This window comes from Ruegeria sp. HKCCA4633, from assembly GCF_013034605.1.
In the GTDB taxonomy this organism is placed as follows: Bacteria; Pseudomonadota; Alphaproteobacteria; order Rhodobacterales; family Rhodobacteraceae; genus Ruegeria.
Map to the genome: position 1 here is coordinate 1 of NZ_WQGJ01000012.1, position 17,759 is coordinate 17,759.

Below are 17,759 nucleotides of genomic sequence, written 5' to 3' on the forward strand. Positions count from 1 at the left end.
TATAGTTGCTGCCCGACCCGGACAATGTCGCTGTAGCGTTGGTCAAAGCCAGATCACCCACCGAGAAATCGGTGCTGGGCTCGCTAAGAGTGATCGACGCTTGAAACGTACCGTTTCCGGTGGCTGTCAGTGCACCGATTGTGGCCGTCGGTTGGGTTGTGTCCACAAGCGTCCGTGTGTTGATAACCTGAGTGGTCGTGACACCCGACAGCGCGATCTCATAGCGGTACAGCGGTCCACCAACGGTTTCCTGAGCTGTGAAAACCACGCCAAGATACCCATCAATTGCGTAAGTCGAGTCCGCGCCGTTTTGGTTGATGTTGGTTGCGTTGAGGTACCCCAAAGTCGCCAAACCACCTGGTGTAATCGCGCTTGCCGGGATGGTACCGAAATTGAAATAGAAAGATCCTCCGGGAACTTCTGCCGAGCCACCCAAGGATATGAAGGCGGTTTCACTACCTTGGAGATTGCTTAGGAAAATCTGCCCACCATTTGGGGTCGTAATGATCTGAGCAGGAAATGAAGGTCCGCCAAGTGCATGGCTTTCCTTGGCGTTTGTGAGGATAAGCATCGAAACCAGAAGCACGAGGCTCAAAAACCTCAACATAGAAGACCTTACCATTTTACCTCCTACAGCATTCCTTGGGCGCCAAACAAAGAGTGGCTTGAGTCAAAACAGCAACCCAAGCGTGTCACCTCTTGTTCCAACAAGTAGAGACATCCCCAAAAAACCGGCCCCATAAGCCGATTATCAAAACGTTAAAACAATTCTTATAAGTTGTATAGAATTTGAAGTCGCTCGACTGAACACTTAGTGCAGCGAATGTGTTTTGCTTGTTTTGCAGTACACAAGCGCCACGCAATACAAATGGCCATAATTGAGTGATTTGGGCTTAAAACCACCGCGTAGCAACGTACACAGAAGCGGCTACAAAAGTACAATCGAACCCGCCAAAAACTAGCAAAATTGCAACAGTTGAAGGGATTGCGTCAGTCTTTGTCCGATCAGGAAACACGCGTGTTCATGCCAACTACTAGCTGAGAACCACGCGCTTCCTGGCTTTAGACGACTCAATCAAAAGAAGAGTTCCACAGTGCAGCTGCCCGGAAATGAAAAACCGTGGCAACATCTGCGGCTTTACTTTAGTCAGCAGTGCGGCCTTCGGTGTCTGACATGTCGAAGTTCAGATATTTTGCCACGGTCTGAACGTCCTTGTCGCCCCGCCCGCACATGTTCATGCAGATCAGGTGATCCTTGGGCAGATCGGGCGCAATCTTCATCACATGGGCCAGCGCGTGGCTGGGCTCCAGCGCGGGGATGATGCCTTCAGTCGCACAACACAGTTGGAACGCCTCAAGCGCCTCTTTGTCGGTGATCGAGACATAATTGGCGCGGCCAATGTCATTCAACCAGGAATGCTCGGGCCCGATTCCCGGATAATCCAGACCAGCTGAAATCGAATAGCCCTCAAGTATCTGACCATCATCATCCTGCAGCAGATAGGTGCGGTTACCGTGCAGCACGCCCGGACGGCCTCCGGTCAGCGAAGCGCAATGCTCCATCTTCTCGTTCACGCCTTTACCACCGGCCTCGACGCCGATGATGTTGACGTCCTTGTCGTCGAGGAAGGGGTAGAACAGGCCCATCGCATTCGACCCACCACCGATGGCAGCGATGATCGTATCGGGCAGACGGCCTTCGGCCTTCATCATCTGCTCTTTCGCTTCTTTACCGATGACCGACTGGAAATCGCGAACCATCGCCGGATAGGGATGCGGACCGGCCACGGTGCCGATGCAGTAGAACGTGTCACGCACATTGGTCACCCAATCGCGCAGCGCGTCGTTCATCGCATCTTTCAAAGTGCCCCGACCAGATGTGACCGGGATCACTTCGGCACCCAACAAGCGCATGCGGAACACGTTCGGGGCCTGACGCTGAACGTCATGCGCACCCATGTACACGATGCATTTCAGACCAAACTTGGCGCAAACGGTTGCAGTTGCCACGCCGTGCTGCCCTGCCCCAGTTTCAGCTATGATCCGGGTTTTGCCCATGCGCCGCGCCAGAATGATCTGGCCCAACACGTTGTTGATCTTGTGCGCGCCGGTATGGTTCAGCTCGTCACGCTTCAGGTAGATCTTTGCACCACCAAGATGCTCGGTCAGGCGTTCCGCAAAATACAGCGGCGAAGGGCGACCCACGTAATTCGCCCAAAGATCATCCATCTCGGCCCAGAAGGTGGGATCATCCTTGGCCTTGTTATATTCCTCTTCCAGCGACAGGATCAGCGGCATCAGCGTTTCGCTGACAAATCGCCCGCCGAAGATGCCAAAGCGGCCTTGCTCGTCAGGGCCGGACATGAAGGAATTGAAAAGATCGTTGGCCATGGGTGTCTCCACTCGTCGTACCCGTTGTTCATAGGTTGTGGCGACAAGATTTGCCATGGGCAAAACGCATCATTCCGCAACCCGTATGTTTTGTCGCCAGACCTGAATTGCCAGTTCCGCAGAGGGCACACCGATGCACGGAAAGTGGTAGAACCGGTTCACATCCGCCAGCCGATCGGCTGCCAGCATGACACGACGATGAGGACCCGATTGTGCAAACGTCAGCATCGCCTCGATATCGTGCCACACGCTGAGTGAAAAATAGAGCCCATCCTGCCGGAACACATCTGCGTGCAGACACAAGGGGTCGCCTTTTGCTTGCCTGTACGCCTGACCCGCGCGCCAGAAAAATTCGGGCGCGTTGTACCAGTGCCTCAGGGAAACACCACCTATTGCCGCCAACATACTGTCTTCCTCCCCAAACCGGGATACGCGGCAACTAAAGGATCAGATCACTGCAAAGCGGCTGCAAATTCGCCGATCAGGGTTGCGTCCTTTACACCCGGCGCGCTTTCCACGCCCGAAGAGACATCGACCTGCCGGGCGCCGGTCATCCTTGCAGCTTCAGCAACGTTCTGCGGCGTCAGACCACCGGCTAGCATCCAAGGACGCCGCCAGTATTTCCGACCGGCCAGCAAGCGCCAGTCAAACGCCAGCCCATTGCCTCCGGGCAGTTCCGCGCCCCGAGGCGGCTTTGCGTCGATCAACAATTGATCGGCCACTTCGGAATACAGATCTATTGCGTCCAGATCCTTGGCCTCGGCAACACCTATCGCCTTCATCACAGGCAAACCGAACCGGTCCCGGACCTCAGAAACCCGTTCAGGACTCTCTTTACCGTGTAACTGCAGCATATCCAGCGGAACCGCAGACACGATGCTGTCCAGCTCTTCGTCAGTGGCGTTTACCACCAATGCCACCTTGGCGACGCCGGGCGGAACCATTTGGGCCAGTTCCGCAGCCTGCGAAACGTCCAGATGGCGAGGTGATTTCGGAAAGAAAACAAAACCGACATAGCCTGCCCCGGCCTCAACGGCTGCACGCACGTGATCAGATGCGGTCAAGCCGCAGATTTTGAACCTAACATCGGACATGGGGCTTGGGCTCAGCTTGCCTCATCCAGAAGGGCCAGAACGTCATCCTTGCCCTCGTTTTGCTTTTTCTTGAGCTTATTGACCTCTCGCTCAAGCTTGCGCACTTCGCTTTTCTTCGCGGTCGCGTCACGGCGATGCTTGTGTTCACGCATCCATTCCCAAATGAAGCCAATGATCAGACCGGCCACAACACCACCCAGAACCACCAGGAACAACGGAAGCGAAGCGGTCAGATTGAATCTCAACAACTCAGCCAGCGGATCCGGCATCAGCTTGAGTTCAACCGACTCAACATTGGCCAGAGACACCGAAATCAGGATGATCCCAAGCGTCCCAAGAAAAGCATATCGAATGTAGCGCATCATACGGTCAGGCTTTACCGTTCAATCGGTCCCTAAGCAACTTACCAGTTTTGAAAAACGGTACACATTTTTCCTCGACCTGCACCGTCTCTCCTGTGCGTGGGTTACGCCCCACACGCGCATCGCGCTTTTTGACCGAAAACGCGCCGAAACCACGCAGTTCAACACGATCGCCGCGGGCCATGGCGTCGGTGACTTCTTCGAACACGGTATTCACAATCCGCTCGACATCACGCTGATAGAGATGTGGGTTTTCGTCAGCGATTTTCTGAATCAATTCTGAACGGATCATGCGTGATACCCTCCCAGGCAGCCGGTGTGTCAGGTCTACTGATTTGACAGTATAGGAAAAAATCCGGTTTGGGGGAACGCATACTCTGCGCGCTGAGGCTTTATTTTGCCATATTCTCACGCGAATTTTTGCCGGACAGGGGTTTTTCCGCACTTAAAGCGCAAACATTACCGAAATTAACACGGCCGATTGGAACACATTGATTCGCAACAAAAACGGCCCCGCGCTGAAGCGCGAGGCCGAAAAGCTTGTTTGGGATGTGTCCCGGAATTAGTCGCCCGACTTCAGCGCTGCACCCAGGATATCGCCCAGCGACGCGCCCGAATCGGAAGAACCGTACTGTTCCACGGCCTCTTTCTCTTCGGCGATCTCGCGTGCCTTGATCGACAGGCCCAGACGGCGGGTCTTGCTGTCAACGTTGGTGACGCGGACGTCGACCTTGTCACCGACCGAGAAACGCTCGGGGCGCTGTTCGGCACGGTCACGCGACAGGTCGGAACGACGGATGAACGACTTCATGCCTTCGTACTCGACCTCGATGCCGCCATCTTCGATTGCGGTCACTTCGACAGTGATAACCGAGCCACGTTTCACGCCGCCCACGGCTTCGGCGAACTTGTCACCGCCCAGGGCTTTGATCGACAGCGAAATACGCTCTTTCTCGACATCCACTTCCGAGACAACCGCCTGAACGACGTCGCCTTTGCGGTAGTTCTGGATCGCATCCTCGCCACGCTCGTCCCAGGACAGATCCGACAGGTGAACCATGCCGTCGATGTCGCCTTCGAGGCCAATGAACAGACCGAATTCGGTGATGTTCTTGACTTCGCCTTCGACCTCGGTGCCCTCGGGGTGAGTTTCTGCAAACACTTCCCATGGGTTGCGCTGAGTCTGCTTCAGGCCCAGAGACACGCGACGCTTGGCGCCGTCGATTTCCAGAACCATGACGTCGACTTCCTGGCTGGTCGAAACGATCTTGCCGGGGTGGACGTTTTTCTTGGTCCAGGACATCTCGGAGACGTGCACCAGACCTTCGACACCGGCTTCCAGCTCGACGAACGCTCCGTAGTCGGTGATGTTGGTGACGCGACCCTGATGAACAGAGCCCAGCGGGTATTTCGCAGCAACCAGATCCCACGGATCTTCCTGCAACTGCTTCATGCCCAGGCTGATGCGGTGGGTTTCTTTGTTGATCTTGATAACCTGAACCTTGATGGTTTCGCCGATCGTCAGGATCTCGGACGGGTGGTTCACACGACGCCATGCCATGTCGGTGACGTGCAGCAGGCCGTCAACGCCGCCCAGGTCAACGAATGCACCGTATTCGGTGATGTTCTTGACAACACCCTCGACGGTCTGACCTTCGGACAGGTTGCCGATGACTTCGGCGCGCTGTTCGGCACGCGATTCTTCCAGGATTGCGCGGCGCGAAACAACGATGTTGCCACGGCGGCGGTCCATTTTCAGAATCTGGAACGGCTGCTTCAGACCCATCAGCGGGCCAGCATCGCGCACAGGGCGAACGTCAACCTGCGAACCGGGCAGGAACGCAACTGCGCCACCCAGATCGACAGTGAAGCCACCTTTGACGCGGCCAAAGATCGCACCTTCGACGCGCTGGTCGTCGGCATATGCTTTTTCCAGACGGTCCCATGCCTCTTCACGGCGGGCCATCTCGCGCGAGATGACGGCTTCGCCACGGGCGTTTTCTGCGGCGCGCAGGTAGACTTCGACCTCGTCACCAACAGCGATTTCAGGGGCTTCGCCGGGATTTGCGAATTCTTTCAGATCAACGCGGCCTTCCATTTTGTAGCCTACGTCGATGATGGCCTGGCCGGCTTCGATCGCCAGAACCTTGCCTTTGACAACAGAACCCTCTTCGGGTGTGTCCATTTCGAAGCTTTCGTTAAGGAGGGCTTCGAATTCCTCCATGGATGCGTTAGCCATGTGGCGTTGTTTTCCTTTACACTACGTTTTTGCTGGCCGAGCGGTTGTCTCCGCCGGTCTTGTTTCATGATGCCGTCTGGCGTGACCCGGTGCGCCCCTGAGCAAACAAACACAAAGGGCCGAGGTAACCCGGCCCTGCTCAGAAACGTCATCCGGACGTTGACCGCCCTTGTATCGACAGCGCGCGTATAGGCGGATTCCTCGACATGTGCAAGGGTAAAGCCCATGTTTTCAAGGTTCGGCAGGTCTTTGCAGAGGGCTGTTTAGCGTTTGGCGCTCCAAACCCCGGCATCGCGCTGCAACATCGCCTGTTCTATCTCATCCAAGCGCATCAACGCGGCAGACGGATCGCGTGCACCTCCGGCCCGGTTCCATATTTTCTGAGCGGACACCGGGCTCCACGGCAAACTGGCAGCAGCCAACCATTGCCGCAAGCCCGGCGGCAGCGAGTCATAAACCTGCATCGGTGCAGTTTCTCTTTGCCGACGTTTGAGGCCGCTCCGCAGATTTCGGCGGAATTTGCAGCCGTGATCTGACTGTCTTTGCAATGCACATATCCTTCGCATCCATTATGTAATTACATAACGATAATAGGCTGCGCAAGTGCCTACTAGGCTGCTTTTTCGCCCACCCAAGACGAGCCTGAGGCAGGGGCGTTCACCCCAACCTTCATTTTTGCAAAAGTGGGTTCTGCCCCGAGCTCACAGGGCCTCTAGAACAACTGCAGATCTTTTGCACCGCTTTGGATTTCTGCAAAGTTCGGCATGTTCTGAATCCTAACAGGCGCTGGCGTGGTGCCGGGCATCGCAACAGTCGGTTGCGCTACCTTCGCCTTGCCAAAGGCAGGGCGCTCCAGCTCGCCGCGGATATCGCGCAGCAGCGTTTTGTGGTCAGGCATTGATCTGATGATCTGAGCAAGATCTTCCTTCGCGCGCTGCATACCCTGATACCAGATCACCTTCTTCAATGGTCGCACTCGATCCCGGATGCCTGGCCCATACCCCGTATCATAGACCTGCTTGCCCAACAGAACCGTCTGATACACGCGGTGGTCAAAAAGCGTGGCGAATTCCACATCGTGATCCATTGGCAGGCGGTGCTGCCATAGCTCCAAATTCTCGGCCAACCGGTCCGGCACCTTCATCTGTGTCCGCGCATCGATCCAATAGGGATCGTCCGTGCGATTGCCCAAACGGTAGTGCAGGCAGATAAACTCCAGCACCTCGTTGTACATCTTGTCCATCTGCCGATTGTATCTTGCCCGCAGCGATGGCTCGATGGCGCGCGTTGGCAAATGCTCGGCGAACCAGCGCACCGCATGATCAATCATGTGGATCGCGGTACTTTCCAGCGGTTCGATGAAGCCGCCAGACAGACCAATAGCGACACAGTTCTTGACCCAGGCATTGCGCACACGTCCAACGCGCATCGGAATGACACGCGGCGTCAAACCCTTGCCGCTGTCCCCAAGCCATTCGAGGTACTCATCCGCCGCCTGATCATCGGTTCGATGCGCCGATGAGAACACATACCCCGTGCCCACACGGTTGTAGAGCGGCACCCGCCATGTCCAGCCCGCGCCAAGTGCGGTGGATCGTGTCAGGCTCTCGATCTTTTTCGGATTCGGATGCTCGATCTGCAACGCCATGGCGCGATCATTGGGCAGGTAATCCGAGTAATCCAAAAACGGCTCGCCCAGCGCCTTGTTGATGATCAATCCGCGGAAACCGGTGCAGTCAATAACCATCTCGATGTCATGGCGACCCCTACGCTCGAGCGTCAGATGGCTGACATTGCCCTGTTCATCCAGTTCAACTGATTGCACCTCATCCCGGATATGTTCAACACCTCGATCTGTGCAGACCTTGGTCAGCATCCCGGCAAATTTCACTGCATCCAGATGGTAAGCGTAACCAAACCGCTGCTCAAACTCAGGCTGGCCCAACTGTCGTGCGCCCTTGCACAGCCGACCCAGATCGTCATGCGGCGAGATTGACTGGGTAAAGTCCCGATCCCCATTGCCGAACCGCAGGAAATACTCGGCAGCATCCAAACCTTCCAACATCTGGCCGTGTGCAAAGGGATTCACATAGTCGATACGATTACCCTTGCGGTCCTTATTCCAATTACAGAACTTCACGCCCAGTTTGAAGGATGCGTTGGTTTCGCGGAAAAAATCCCGCTCTGTAATGCCTGCCTGGCGCAGCGTAACCGGCATGCGGGGCACCGTGGCCTCGCCCACCCCGACGGTCGATATATTGGGGCTTTCAATCAGGCAGATCCGTGGGCGATCTTTTTGCGACGACGTTCGGGAAAACACCATGTCCAGGATCAGCGCGGTCATCCATCCCGCCGTGCCGCCGCCCACGATGGTGATTTGGTTCAGACGATTATTCATGTGGTTTTGTCCCTGTTGGCTCGGGGGATTTTGCAGCTGCTTCCCCCTTTTTTGGGGTTATTTGGCAGCTTTCCCTTTTTTGCTTGAGGGAAACTATAACAGCTTTCCAGCGTCCATCTAGGGCTTATCGCGGCATATTGCGCACGCATATGCGACCGGCTTGAACCGTATCTGCGGGTAAGCGACTTTTCTTGGCGGGCACGACGCGATCTGTGGCATGTGGAATCTTTCCTGGCCGCGCAAATAACGCAGCAGAGCGGTACGAATGAAGCGGATTAAGATAAGGACATGCGCTGGGTTCAGGCGCCGGTTAGATTTCTTCACCCTTCTTCAAAAGCTCTTCGATCAGGGCACGTTGCAGATCCGTACTGTCACCCCCACCAAATTCCGCAGCCCCGCCGGAATAAAGCGTGCCATACGTCTTCGCGATATTCACCGTCTGCGCCAACCCCGAGATTAGCTGATCCTTTTCCAGCAACGACAAAGGGTGGATAAACGCAGCCCACAATATGCCATTTGCAATCGCATAACGCGCGTCCAGAGTGCTGTCGAAATTGGCCTGCATCACCCGGATCAAGTCTTCTTCGGACAGATCTGCGGCATTGCCGACCGCAACCATGGCTCGCATCCGATCTGCATTGATGTCAGTGATGACCAAAACCTGAACACCGGCCACTGTCATCTGAAATCCAGGCCCATGGGGCTGTGCTTCGGGGTCCAGTGCAAAAAGGATATTACCCAGCCGCTCGTATGTCATTGGAGGCTCGGCATTTAGGCCATCAGGCGAGGCTTCGGGCGCGACCTCCTGCGCAGCAAGGCTTCCGGCGGCGAAAATCAGAAAGATGGCTATGCGAAACATGAGGTCACTCCTGCAGACATGCTTTGACAATAAGTAGTGAAGCTCAAACTGGCCAAACAAAGCTTAGTGATCTGCGAAGCCCAATAATTCTGTCAATTGTACGATCTGCAAAATAACGCGTTCTTTCTGAGATTACACGTTCAGAAGCTTAACCTTAACTGTTTTTCATCGGTCGACACACCGGTCGGTCCGAAACTGAAATCAAAAGGAAAACCACTATGAAATCGCTCATCCTGCCCGTTCTTGCGGCTGCTGTCGCCCTATCCACACCGGCCTTTGCCGCTGACGAGATCAACGTCTCCAACGGCATCTCGGCCGCAGGTGCGCCGCTGGCCGCGCACGGCGTTGATCTGGTTGCACTGGTCAATGACGGCAATCCCGTGGAAGGCTTCGCAACCCACTCAGCAACTTATGACGGTGCTTCTTACTACTTCACGACCGCAGCTAACCGGGAAGCGTTTGAGGCGAACCCGGCGGCTTTCTTGCCGCAGCATGGCGGCTTCTGCTCGTTCGGCGTATCAGTTGGTAAGAAATTTGACGGCGATCCGGATCAGTACCTGGTGGCAGACGGCAAACTGTACCTTTTCCTGAATGCTGAAACCCGCGCAGCCTTTCTGAAAGACGTTGTCAATACGGCAAAAACTGCTGACGATCAGTGGGCAAACATCAAAAGCGTTGCCGTGGGCGAGCTGTAAGCTCTGTCCCCTTTGCCTGCGGTGTTAACGCGCCGCAGGCAGTTTAGCGTTGATGACCTCAAGCGCTTTTGCCAATGCCGCGTCGATGCTCAGTTCGGTTGTGTCCAAGTGAACCGCATCTTCCGCAGGTTTCATCGGAGCAGTGCTGCGCTCAGCATCGCGCGCGTCGCGTTCTTTGACATCTGCCAGAACCCGTCCGCGCGTCACGTCAGCACCCTTGGCGCTGAGCTCAAGATACCGGCGTTCGGCACGCACTTCGGCGCTGGCCGTCACAAACAACTTCACCTCGGCATTAGGACAAATCACCGTCCCGATATCACGCCCATCCAAAACAGCCCCCCCAGCCCTACGGGCAAAGGCGCGTTGAAAATCCACCAACGCGGCGCGGACCTCGGGAATGACTGCCACTTTGGACGCGGCTTGTGCGATTTCGGCAGTGCGAAGATCGCCTTGCGACAATTCTTCGGCGGTCAAAGCCTTTGCCGCGTCGACAGGATCGACACCCTTCAAAACGCGTCGACCCACCGCACGATAGAGCAGCCCTGTGTCCAGATGGGCAAACCCAAAATGCGCTGCAACGGCCTTTGAGATTGTGCCCTTGCCCGCTGCCGCAGGCCCGTCAATCGCGACTGTGAAGCTCACGAGCGTTCGACCTTAGCACCCAGCGATGCCATCAACGGTTCAAAAATCGGGAAAGACGTTGCAATCGGGCCGCCATCGTCCACGCTAACTGGCTTCTGCGCGCCCATGCCCATCACCATGAAAGACATGGCAATGCGGTGATCCAGAAAGCTTTCGCAGGTGCCGGCCCCGGGAACGTTGCCGATACCCAGCCCTTCGACCGACCACCAATCGTCACCCTCATTGACCGTCACACCGTTTGCGCGCAGGCCACGCGCCATGGCGTCGATGCGGTCGCTTTCCTTGACGCGCAGCTCTTTTACACCGCCCATCATCGTGGTGCCGGTTGCGTTGGCCGCAACCACGGAAAGAACCGGGTATTCATCGATCATCGAAGCCGCGCGTTCCGGCGGCACGGTGATCCCCTTCATGTTCGGCGAATATTTTGCACGCAGATCGGCAACAGGCTCGCCACCCTCCTCGCGCTCATTCTCGTAAGTCAGGTCTGCACCCATCTCACGCAATGTGGTGAACAAACCAGCGCGGGTCGGGTTCAGGCCAATGCCGGGCACCAGCACATCCGAGCCGGGTGTGATCAGCGCAGCGCACACTGGGAAGGCCGCGCTGGACGGATCACGCGGCACGGCGATAACCTGCGGCTTCAATTCAGGACGTCCTGTCAGGGTAATGACACGACCTTCATCGGTATCTTCAACCGTGATCTCAGCGCCGAAGCCAGCCAGCATACGCTCAGAATGGTCGCGGGTCGCTTCTTTCTCGATCACAACGGTTTTGCCGGGGGCATTCAATCCCGCCAGCAACACAGCAGATTTGACCTGGGCCGAGGGTACGGGCACTTCGTAGCGAACCGGCACGGGGTCTGCCGCGCCCACGATGGTCATTGGCAGACGCCCCCCGGACCGACCAACCGATTGCGCACCAAACAGGGCCAGAGGGTCAGTCACCCGCGCCATTGGGCGTTTGTTCAGGCTGGCATCGCCCGTAAAGGTCGCCGTGATCGGAGAGGTTGCCATAGCGCCCATGATCAGTCGCACGCCGGTGCCTGAGTTGCCGCAATCGATCACCTGATCCGGTTCGGCAAATCCGCCAACGCCCACGCCATGCACGGTCCATTCCCCGCCACCGTGATCCGTAACCTCAGCCCCAAAGGCCCGCATCGCCTTGGCCGTGTCCAAAACGTCTTCGCCCTCCAGCAGGCCCGAGATCCTGGTCTCACCCACAGCCATCGCGCCAAGGATCAGCGACCGGTGCGAGATCGACTTGTCACCCGGCACCTCGGCCGTGCCGGTCAGCGGGCCGCAGGGATGCGAAGTCATCGGGATGGGCGTGCCGTGTCCGGACATGGGGGCTCCTTTTGCGCTATCAGTTCAAGGCGGATTAGCGAATTGGAGCGGCTTGGTCCAGCGGCAATGAGCGCAAAGCGGTCTCTCAGGCTTCACCCAGCCATTTCGCTGGGTTTTCTTCGGCGATCTGCCGGAAAATCTCCTCGCCCAAGATGTTGCGCAGCCGGAAACAGACCGCCTTTTCTGACAGCGCTTCTTGCCGGGTCATGTAGTAATCTGATCCAAACAGGACACGCGACCTGAGGCGCTCACCTTCTTCATCCTCGCCGGTTAGAAAAATGCGCAAGAAGGGGGCGTAATCCTCGAACTGGAACAATGTGTAAGAGATATCCGTCCAGAGGCCCGGGTAATTTCCGCTGCCGATCATCTGCCGGATCGCCACTTGCCAGTTCCTGTTGAAGGCGTCGTCCAGCGGGTTCTTGCGATCTGGATTGACATAGGCGTCCCAGTCCCGCTGCCCGCCAAAATGCGCCAGGCAAATCCGTAGCTTGGGATGAGCACGCATTACGGGAATAAACGCCTCTGGCTCGGTATAGCGGTCGGCCCAATAGTTCGAAAGATAGCGCCCCTGAACGCCGCCGCGTGAGCAATGCGACATGACCGGCAGGTTCAACTCTTCTAACCGTGGGTAAACATGCTGCATTAGAACCGGATCGTCCGGTGCGAATCCAAGACGCGGATAGAGTTTTAGGCCGCGAAACTTCAAACCATCGATGGCCCGCCAGAGTTCTGTGGCCTGTGGGTCCGCCCGCGGGTCAATCGTTGCAAAGGGTATCACTGATCGGCCGACCTCGGGGTCGCCAGACAGCTTCGCCAACTCGTCATGTTGCGCGCTCAAGGAAACCTCTGGCGTCCCAAAGCCAAAGGCTGACATCTCCATTGGCAGGACGACAAAGCGGGTATCGCTCGGATAGTGTCGCCTCAGGTTGTCCAGAATATCTCGCTGGCTGCCCGCGTCCGTTTCCTGCTGAAAGCGATAGAGCCTGTCCAGTTTCTCGGCGGCTGTATGCTGACCAACCACACGGGCACCAAATGCCAGGGCTTTGATCAGCCAAGGCATCTTCTTGAATGGCCTGAGCGCCGGATAAGGGTAATCCTCGGGCACATGGCGCGTGTGAAACAGGTGCGTGTGGCAGTTCGTGATCCGTATGTCAGACATGGCAATCCTGGAAAAAACAATGCTGAAATGCGTGCTCCGCACACAGACTAACATAGTGTTCAGGATTACAGAAATTTGAAACTGATCAGGGTTCAATCCGACGGAAGGTCAGGTAATGTGGCACCCGCCCTTCCCGCAGGGCTTTTTGTTCGTATCGGGTTGAAATCCAGTCATTCCAGGGCTGACGCCAATCCGCTGGGCGTTCCGCCAGCCATTCGAATTCCGCGCGTGGAACTTCTTCCAGCGTTTGGCGCACATAGTCGGGAATGTCGGTGGCAACGCGAAAGATCGCACCCGGCTTCAACACCTTTGCCAATGGCTCCAGATGTTCAGGCGTCACAAAACGGCGGCGATGATGGCGGGTCTTTGGCCAAGGGTCCGGATAGAGCAGGAAGGCGCGCGAGATGCTGGCTTCGGGCAACACATCGAACAGATCGCGCGCATCGCCGGGATGTACAGCCAGGTTCTCGACCCCCGCTTGCCGGATTTTACCCAGCAGCATCGCAACACCGTTGATATAAGGTTCTGCCCCGATGATGCCGATATCCGGGTTGCTTTGCGCCTGATGCACCAGATGTTCACCGCCGCCAAAGCCAATTTCAAGCCAAACAGGCTTGCCTCCGAACAGCCCATCCAAGTCCAATGGGTTGCGTTCGGGGTTGGTTTCCCAATCCACGGCACCTGGCGACAGCGCGGCCAAGTCTTCATTCAGATAAGTCTTTTGGCTGGGCTTCAGGGTCTTACCCTTGAAGCGGCCATAGAAATTTCTGCGCGGGCGTTGTGGGGTCTCGGTGCTCATGGCGGTGGCCATACTGCGCGGGCCTTGGCGTTGCAAGTGCGCGACGTGCCCGCAACAAAAAAGCGCGCCCGACAGGCGCGCTTTCTTTCTGTTTGGATCAGACTGCGGCTTTCAGCGCGTCAACCAGATCAGTGCGTTCCCAGCTAAAGCCGCCATCTGCATCAGGTTCACGCCCAAAATGGCCGTAAGCTGCAGTGCGTTGATAGATCGGCTTGTTCATTTGCAGATGCTCACGAATGCCGCGCGGTGTCAGATCCATGACCTGCCCAACGGCCTTTTCGATAACTTCATCTGAAACGTGACCTGTTCCATACGTGTCAGCATAAATCGATAGCGGCTTGGAAACGCCAATCGCATAGCTCAGCTGGATCGTGCAACGCTCTGCCATGCCAGCAGCGACAACGTTCTTAGCCAGGTAACGTGCGGCATAAGCAGCGGAACGGTCCACCTTGGTCGGGTCTTTGCCCGAGAACGCGCCGCCGCCATGCGGGGCCGCGCCACCATATGTGTCAACAATGATCTTGCGACCGGTCAAACCTGCGTCGCCATCCGGGCCACCAATCACGAACTTGCCCGTCGGATTCACATGCCATTCAGTATCAGCAGACAACCAGCCTTCGGGCAGAGTTTCGCGAATATAGGGTTCAACGATTTCGCGGATGTCATCGGATGTCAGCGCTTCATCCAGATGCTGCGTCGACAAAACGACCGAGCTTACGCCGACCGGCTTGCCATCATTATAGATGACGGACAATTGTGACTTGGCATCGGGGCCCAGCGCAGGTTCGGCACCGCTTTTGCGCACTTCGGCCAGACGACGCAGGATAGCGTGCGAGTACTGGATCGGTGCGGGCATAAGCGCGGGGGTTTCGGTTGTGGCGTAACCAAACATGATGCCCTGGTCGCCTGCACCTTCGTCTTTGTTATCCGCAGCATCAACACCTTGTGCAATGTGAGCGGATTGTTCGTGCAGCAGGTTTGTTACCTCGACGGTTTCGTGGTGAAACTTGTCCTGCTCATAGCCAATGTCTTTGATACAATCGCGGGCAATCTCTTCAATACGACCCATGTAGTCGTGCAGCTTGTCTTTATCCGACAGGCCGACTTCGCCGCCAATAACGACACGGTTGGTCGTGGCAAAGGTCTCGCAGGCCACACGTGCTTCGGGTTCTTCATTCAGAAATGCGTCAAGGACGGCATCCGAAATGCGGTCACAGACCTTGTCAGGGTGCCCTTCGGAAACGGACTCCGAAGTAAAAGTATAGTTCTGTCGGGACATAAATGTGCTCCATTAGGGTTTCTCTGCCACGCCAGGAAGCCGTTGTGACAGGTCAAAGACGCATACGCCCACGTGCAGGTGCGGTCAATCTCTAATAGTTCTCGCGCAAGCGAGCACTGAATAGGATGATGGCGCCAAGAAACAAAAGGATCACAAGAACGGCACTGTCTCCTGTCCGCGAATAAATAGTCGACTGTTGCGGCAATGGAAGGACGGCATCGAGATATCCGGCCTCGCCCAAAGACAAAGAGGCCGTGACACGGCCCAGAGGGTCGATCATGGCCGATATACCAGTATTCGCTGAACGGATCATCGGCAGGCCCTGTTCGATCGCCCTCATCCGAGCTTGAACCATATGCTGATACGGGCCAGATCGGGTTCCGAACCAGGCATCATTGGTGATCTGCAAAAGGAAATCCGCCCGCCCCGATGCACCGTTTACATCTTGTGGAAAAACGGCTTCGTAGCAGATCAGCGGCAGAGCATTCCCCAGCTCTCCCATATCCATCAATTCGGGGCCAGGGCCCGCGCTGAATCCATGGCCTGTCGTTGCTGCCATTCCGTGAATGCCAAAACGCCCCAACAGGTCGCCGAAAGGAACATATTCTCCGAAAGGGGCCAGATGGTGTTTGTCATAAAGCCCTGCCTGCTGCCCGTTGGCATCAAGTTGGATCATCGAGTTGAAAATCCTCGGCCCGTCTCCGCGCTGTATGCCCAGTACAACCGGGGTTCCCTGCGCGGCATCTGCAATCGCGGCTAAAAACGGTTGTGCACTGCCAAGCCAAGCGGGCACAGCAGTTTCAGGCCAAACGATCAGATCAGGCTCTGGTCGGGCGGCGGTGTACTCAATCTGCCTTGAAAAGAACAAAGGGGCGTATGCCGGATCCCATTTTTGATGCTGAGGCGCATTTGGTTGCACCACCCGAACGACGTGCGGTCCGTCGTGAACCGTTGGCCGTATCGCGGCATAGCTTAACGCGACGACGGCCAATCCGGCTGTAAATACCAGTGACTGCACCAGCCCTCGAAAAGGTCTGGGGTGCATCATTGCCGAACCGATTGGGAAGGTCGCGGCGAACGTCAGGGCGTTTAACCCAAACGGCCCGAACAAAGACAACAATTGCGCTACTGGTGTATCGATCCAGACCTGCGAAACCCCTGCCCAAGGGAAACCGGTTAGCACGTAGCCTCGGGCCAGTTCAGCCAAGGACAGGGTAACGATCAAGAGCAAGCTTTGGTGAAAAGGTGACGCGCCCGGGCGGCGAGACATCCAAAAAGAAACGGCCCAGAACAGGGCGAGGCCCCCTGCCATAAACAACAGCGCAAACGGTGCCATCCAGGCGTGGCGTTCCGCGTCCACCTGAAACGGCTCGATGATCCAACTAAGCGCATGCGCGAAATAGCCCGTCGCAAAGACCCAACCTATCCAGCCAGCCCGCGCGCGGGTTTCACTAGCCAGAAAAATCGGTACGATCAGGATCAGAGACAGGATAGTAAGTGCCCAATAGCCATAAGGCGCCAAACCAAACCCCGCCACTCCGCCCAGCATGGCGACGGCCAGTAACCTCAGCGGGAAAGGCCAGCCCCGCGTGGGGGTCATGCAGCGATATCCGGCAGCATGACGCGAAGCCTTTTTATACGTCGCGGATCGGCGTCGATGACTTCAAATTCCGGTCCTTCAGGGTGGATCACAACCTCTCCCCGTGCGGGCACACGGCCCGACAGCATGAACACCAAGCCGCCCAGAGTATCGATTTCTTCTTCATCCACGTCTTCATGGCTGGTCAACGAGCGGCCAATCTCGGCCTCGAAATCCTCAAGAGGGACACGGGCCTGAACGACATAACAACCGGGCTTCTCTTGCACCCAAAGCTGATCTTCATCTGCATCATGTTCGTCTGCGATTTCACCTACGACCTGCTCGATCAGGTCCTCGATGGTCAACAGGCCATCAACGCCACCGTACTCATCGATCACCAACGCCATATGGCGTCGCTCCGTCTGCATTTTGGTCAGCAGGACGCCGATCGGCATTGAAGGCGGCACGAAAAGCAGCGTGCGCAGCATCGAAACGAGATCAAAGTTGCTACCTCCGCCATTGAACCCATGAGTCAAGGCAAAGTCTTTGAGGTGGACGAACCCCAGCGGCGTATCCAGGGTACCTTCATAGACCGGGATTCTGGAAAGCCCGCTTTCGCGAAAGACATCCGCCAGCTCGTCCTTGGAGATCGTCGAAGGGACGGAAATGATTTCTGCCGTAGGAATGGCGACATCTTCCACGCGCATCCGACGCAGGTTAATCATCCCTCGGGATTGGGGTACCGTTGCATCCTGCCCGTTCAACACCGGTTGCGGTTGGGACTCATCACCCGAAAACGCATCTATGATCCTTGAAAAGAAACCGCTTTTCTCTTCGGTCGCATTGCTGCTGTCCTGTGGTTGCGCGCTGTGCGCCGCCCTAGAACTGCCGTCTGTCTCGCCCATTATCCTGTTCCAACT

Annotated in this window: 18 protein-coding genes and 1 riboswitch; of the genes, 1 reads left to right on the plus strand and 17 read right to left on the minus strand. The window is 56.5% G+C overall.

Going from position 1 to position 17,759, the window contains the following annotated elements:
- The 10 genes from GOV85_RS19710 to GOV85_RS19755 form a co-directional block, all read right to left on the minus strand.
- Positions 1–622: Ig-like domain-containing protein (locus GOV85_RS19710; RefSeq protein ID WP_171181417.1), on the minus strand; the 622-nt coding region annotated here is incomplete at its 3' end.
- Between the two features lie 521 nt (positions 623–1,143).
- The gene (gene trpB, locus GOV85_RS19715; protein ID WP_171181420.1) at positions 1,144–2,391 is read right to left on the minus strand and encodes a tryptophan synthase subunit beta; all 1,248 of its coding nucleotides are present in this window, start codon (positions 2,389–2,391) and stop codon (positions 1,144–1,146) included.
- Positions 2,392–2,460: 69 nt separating this feature from the next.
- A complete protein-coding gene (locus GOV85_RS19720; protein ID WP_171181422.1) occupies positions 2,461–2,796 on the minus strand; it encodes a hypothetical protein in 336 nt (111 codons plus the stop codon).
- A gap of 47 nt (positions 2,797–2,843) precedes the next feature.
- Positions 2,844–3,485 carry a phosphoribosylanthranilate isomerase gene (locus GOV85_RS19725; RefSeq protein ID WP_171181423.1) on the minus strand — a complete coding sequence of 214 codons (642 nt, stop codon included), beginning with the start codon at positions 3,483–3,485 and terminating at the stop codon, positions 2,844–2,846.
- Between the two features lie 11 nt (positions 3,486–3,496).
- Entirely contained in the window at positions 3,497–3,847 is a 351-nt protein-coding gene (locus GOV85_RS19730; protein ID WP_171181568.1) for a lipopolysaccharide assembly protein LapA domain-containing protein, read from the minus strand.
- A gap of 7 nt (positions 3,848–3,854) precedes the next feature.
- The gene (gene ihfB, locus GOV85_RS19735) at positions 3,855–4,139 is read right to left on the minus strand and encodes an integration host factor subunit beta (RefSeq protein ID WP_050603110.1); all 285 of its coding nucleotides are present in this window, start codon (positions 4,137–4,139) and stop codon (positions 3,855–3,857) included.
- Positions 4,140–4,409: 270 nt separating this feature from the next.
- The gene (gene rpsA / locus GOV85_RS19740) at positions 4,410–6,086 is read right to left on the minus strand and encodes a 30S ribosomal protein S1 (protein WP_068337749.1); all 1,677 of its coding nucleotides are present in this window, start codon (positions 6,084–6,086) and stop codon (positions 4,410–4,412) included.
- A gap of 263 nt (positions 6,087–6,349) precedes the next feature.
- On the minus strand, positions 6,350–6,652 hold the full coding sequence (locus tag GOV85_RS19745) for a DUF6525 family protein (protein ID WP_256368693.1): 303 nt from the start codon (positions 6,650–6,652) through the stop codon (positions 6,350–6,352).
- Between the two features lie 146 nt (positions 6,653–6,798).
- A complete protein-coding gene (locus tag GOV85_RS19750) occupies positions 6,799–8,484 on the minus strand; it encodes a tryptophan halogenase family protein (protein WP_171181428.1) in 1,686 nt (561 codons plus the stop codon).
- Between the two features lie 310 nt (positions 8,485–8,794).
- On the minus strand, positions 8,795–9,343 hold the full coding sequence (locus GOV85_RS19755) for a hypothetical protein (protein WP_171181430.1): 549 nt from the start codon (positions 9,341–9,343) through the stop codon (positions 8,795–8,797).
- Positions 9,344–9,561: 218 nt separating this feature from the next.
- Between GOV85_RS19755 and GOV85_RS19760 the strand changes: the two genes are divergently transcribed.
- Positions 9,562–10,038 carry a YHS domain-containing (seleno)protein gene (locus GOV85_RS19760; protein ID WP_171181432.1) on the plus strand — a complete coding sequence of 159 codons (477 nt, stop codon included), beginning with the start codon at positions 9,562–9,564 and terminating at the stop codon, positions 10,036–10,038.
- 24 nt (positions 10,039–10,062) lie between these two features.
- On the opposite strand, the gene cmk is transcribed toward GOV85_RS19760, so the two are convergent.
- From cmk to GOV85_RS19795, 7 genes are all read right to left on the minus strand, one after another.
- Positions 10,063–10,680: a (d)CMP kinase gene (cmk, locus tag GOV85_RS19765; protein ID WP_171181433.1), complete on the minus strand. Its 618-nt coding sequence runs from the start codon at positions 10,678–10,680 to the stop codon at positions 10,063–10,065.
- Positions 10,677–12,023, minus strand: a complete 1,347-nt coding sequence (gene aroA / locus GOV85_RS19770) for a 3-phosphoshikimate 1-carboxyvinyltransferase (protein ID WP_171181435.1) — start codon at positions 12,021–12,023, stop codon at positions 10,677–10,679. Before aroA ends, cmk begins: the two co-directional genes overlap by 4 nt.
- Before the next feature lie 85 nt (positions 12,024–12,108).
- Positions 12,109–13,182 (minus strand): amidohydrolase family protein, encoded by a 1,074-nt coding sequence (locus tag GOV85_RS19775; RefSeq protein ID WP_171181438.1) that lies wholly within the window; start codon positions 13,180–13,182, stop codon positions 12,109–12,111.
- 85 nt (positions 13,183–13,267) lie between these two features.
- On the minus strand, positions 13,268–13,981 hold the full coding sequence (gene trmB, locus GOV85_RS19780; protein WP_171181440.1) for a tRNA (guanosine(46)-N7)-methyltransferase TrmB: 714 nt from the start codon (positions 13,979–13,981) through the stop codon (positions 13,268–13,270).
- A 97-nt stretch (positions 13,982–14,078) separates the two neighbouring features.
- Positions 14,079–15,260, minus strand: a complete 1,182-nt coding sequence (gene metK, locus GOV85_RS19785; RefSeq protein ID WP_171181442.1) for a methionine adenosyltransferase — start codon at positions 15,258–15,260, stop codon at positions 14,079–14,081.
- Between the two features lie 5 nt (positions 15,261–15,265).
- Positions 15,266–15,314: riboswitch (SAM-SAH riboswitch) on the minus strand.
- Between the two features lie 37 nt (positions 15,315–15,351).
- On the minus strand, positions 15,352–16,860 hold the full coding sequence (lnt, locus tag GOV85_RS19790; RefSeq protein WP_171181445.1) for an apolipoprotein N-acyltransferase: 1,509 nt from the start codon (positions 16,858–16,860) through the stop codon (positions 15,352–15,354).
- Positions 16,857–17,744, minus strand: a complete 888-nt coding sequence (locus GOV85_RS19795; RefSeq protein ID WP_171181446.1) for a hemolysin family protein — start codon at positions 17,742–17,744, stop codon at positions 16,857–16,859. The genes lnt and GOV85_RS19795 overlap by 4 nt, the downstream gene beginning before the upstream one ends.
- Positions 17,745–17,759 lie beyond the last annotated feature (15 nt).

Coding starts and splice junctions, on each gene's coding strand:
- GOV85_RS19730 (WP_171181568.1), bottom strand. CDS start 3,847: ATGCGCTACATTCGATATGCTTTTCTTGGGACGCTTGGGATCATCCTG.
- GOV85_RS19760 (WP_171181432.1), top strand. CDS start 9,562: ATGAAATCGCTCATCCTGCCCGTTCTTGCGGCTGCTGTCGCCCTATCC.
- GOV85_RS19725 (WP_171181423.1), bottom strand. CDS start 3,485: ATGTCCGATGTTAGGTTCAAAATCTGCGGCTTGACCGCATCTGATCAC.
- rpsA (WP_068337749.1), bottom strand. CDS start 6,086: ATGGCTAACGCATCCATGGAGGAATTCGAAGCCCTCCTTAACGAAAGC.
- GOV85_RS19750 (WP_171181428.1), bottom strand. CDS start 8,484: ATGAATAATCGTCTGAACCAAATCACCATCGTGGGCGGCGGCACGGCG.
- GOV85_RS19745 (WP_256368693.1), bottom strand. CDS start 6,652: ATGCGAAGGATATGTGCATTGCAAAGACAGTCAGATCACGGCTGCAAA.
- GOV85_RS19775 (WP_171181438.1), bottom strand. CDS start 13,182: ATGTCTGACATACGGATCACGAACTGCCACACGCACCTGTTTCACACG.
- GOV85_RS19795 (WP_171181446.1), bottom strand. CDS start 17,744: ATGGGCGAGACAGACGGCAGTTCTAGGGCGGCGCACAGCGCGCAACCA.
- GOV85_RS19755 (WP_171181430.1), bottom strand. CDS start 9,343: ATGTTTCGCATAGCCATCTTTCTGATTTTCGCCGCCGGAAGCCTTGCT.
- metK (WP_171181442.1), bottom strand. CDS start 15,260: ATGTCCCGACAGAACTATACTTTTACTTCGGAGTCCGTTTCCGAAGGG.
- GOV85_RS19720 (WP_171181422.1), bottom strand. CDS start 2,796: ATGTTGGCGGCAATAGGTGGTGTTTCCCTGAGGCACTGGTACAACGCG.
- lnt (WP_171181445.1), bottom strand. CDS start 16,860: ATGACCCCCACGCGGGGCTGGCCTTTCCCGCTGAGGTTACTGGCCGTC.
- trmB (WP_171181440.1), bottom strand. CDS start 13,981: ATGAGCACCGAGACCCCACAACGCCCGCGCAGAAATTTCTATGGCCGC.
- ihfB (WP_050603110.1), bottom strand. CDS start 4,139: ATGATCCGTTCAGAATTGATTCAGAAAATCGCTGACGAAAACCCACAT.
- trpB (WP_171181420.1), bottom strand. CDS start 2,391: ATGGCCAACGATCTTTTCAATTCCTTCATGTCCGGCCCTGACGAGCAA.
- aroA (WP_171181435.1), bottom strand. CDS start 12,023: ATGTCCGGACACGGCACGCCCATCCCGATGACTTCGCATCCCTGCGGC.